Origin of the sequence: Microcoleus sp. AT3-D2 (genome assembly GCF_036705715.1) — a bacterium.
Classification (GTDB): domain Bacteria; phylum Cyanobacteriota; class Cyanobacteriia; order Cyanobacteriales; family Microcoleaceae; genus Microcoleus.
Map to the genome: position 1 here is coordinate 1 of NZ_JAUBVE010000181.1, position 1,971 is coordinate 1,971.

Annotated in this window: 2 protein-coding genes; both read right to left on the bottom strand. The window is 42.7% G+C overall.

The genetic code is table 11. The annotated features are described in order from the left end of the window. Positions 1–126: 126 nt before the first annotated feature. Complete coding sequence (locus QUB44_RS30685; protein WP_333373674.1) at positions 127–1,308, bottom strand: GTPase; 1,182 nt, start codon at positions 1,306–1,308, stop codon at positions 127–129. Positions 1,309–1,488: 180 nt separating this feature from the next. Beyond that, positions 1,489–1,863 (bottom strand): Uma2 family endonuclease, encoded by a 375-nt coding sequence (locus tag QUB44_RS30690; RefSeq protein WP_333373676.1) that lies wholly within the window; start codon positions 1,861–1,863, stop codon positions 1,489–1,491. Positions 1,864–1,971: the final 108 nt, after the last annotated feature.

The window sequence follows — 1,971 nt, forward strand, 5'->3', positions numbered from 1 at the left end:
TTCAGCCTAAAAGCGTTTGGCTTCCAAGTTTTCACAACTGATAAAGAAATCCGACCGACATCTGCGGAATGTGGGTTGTAAGACCAACTCTTACAAATTACCACTCACCTATTCCCACTTACAAATTTACTCAATATTAATTTGATTGGGAGGCTTGGGTTGATTCGGTTTGTCATCCTTCAAAGTTTTACGCCCAGAACTAGCGTAATCCTTATAAAAATCCACAAACATCCTTGTCAACTGCTGCAAAGAAAGTTGTTCCCCATTAATTTGAGCTTTCATATAAGCTTTAAGCACTTCAATGTAAGCCAAACCGAGGGCAAGCGTGAGAGTTGCTGCCGTTGCACCGGAGATAGCACCGCCGACAACAGTACCCGCACCAGGAATCATTTTAATCAAATTAGTAACAATACTTCTGCCAACAGCAGTAACCCCGCCAGCGCCGCTAATAGCAGACAGCATCGCCGAAATAAACCCCTTATCAAAGGGCATTCCAAAAATCACAGTAATATTAGCAATCATTGCCGTTTGCATCGTCATCAATATCGGCGCATCTGCAAACGGTACAGGAGTCGCGCCGACAATGGCAGAACCTGCAACATAAGCACTTAGATACTTAAATGCCATATCAGATTTGAGCGCAATATTGGCAATTTGTTCTTTGACAAAAGCTTTTTTAGCTACTTCCGGCAGTAGTTGAAAAGTTGCATTTACCAACTTATCTAAACCGTGAGATTTTACTGTATAATCCTCATCTATTTCTTCCGGCTCAGCCATGACGGGGATGATTTGACTGACTGGTAAATTCATGTGTTCCAGTTGCTTGAAAAACTCGCTCGGCTTTTTAGATGTCGTCTGAGTCAGCACTAAAATCACTGGTACATCTTTAACTTCCATTTCTTTTAGCCAGCTTTCCTCCACAGATTCTATTCTATTGGCGCTGTGATTGATGCAGTACCAGATGACGTGAATGTGTTCTTTTGGGTGCAGGAGTCTTTGGTCTTCAATCAGTTTAGCAACGTTTAATTGAATAATTTTAATTTGTTCGGCGTTGAGTTCGAGTCCGGGAGTATCGTAGACTGTAATTGGGCAATTCGGTTTGGTATATTGGCGAATGCCTTGAGTGATGGGGCGACCGACTCCGGTTTCTGCTAAGCGTTGGCGAAAAACGGAATTTATTAGGGTACTTTTGCCGACGCCGGTTTTGCCGATGACTAAAACATTGCACTGTCCCACTTGGTTTTCTGCGTCTTTGAAGGCGTAGTAACTTCTATTTAAAAGCTCGTCTAAGGAAAAGTCGTCTGACATGATGGTTTGCTCCGATAAGGGTGGATATTAAATCTGGATTAAACACCACCGAATTGAATTCGGAGGCTCTACAAACGAAGGATTAAACACCACCGAATTGAATTCGGAGGCTCTACAAACGAAGTCCGCCTACGCGGACTGGGGGAGTCTTAAAGATATTGTAGCAATTTAGTTTGATGTTTAAGCTAGCAATCGATCGACATCGATGCTAAAACCGATCAGGATTTGTTGGCTGCTGGCGGTTTCGCCCGATCGAAATGTCAATATTTGATTTTGAGTCATCACGAATATTAAATGACTTTCGGGAAAAACTAACCAGACTTCCTGACAGCTAGATTCTAAATATTCCTGTGCTTTGAGAAAGACATCTTCAGCTATATCGGTGGGTGAAACTATTTCGGCAATTAACGGAAAACTTTGGGGTAAAGTGGCAAGATTGCCAAACTGTGCAACTAATTCGGGTGTGAGATAGGCGACATCGGGGCGGCGAATTTGTCGGTTGGTGCAGCAAGGTGGTGAAATATAAACTTCACCTCCCTGTTTGCTGGAAATCATGTAATTTGCCCAAGCACAACCCAGGCTTGATTAGACCTCCTGCGAAAGTATCAAGCGATTGCCTGTTGTGATGATAAATACAGCTCATAATTGTAAATTCCTGCAATT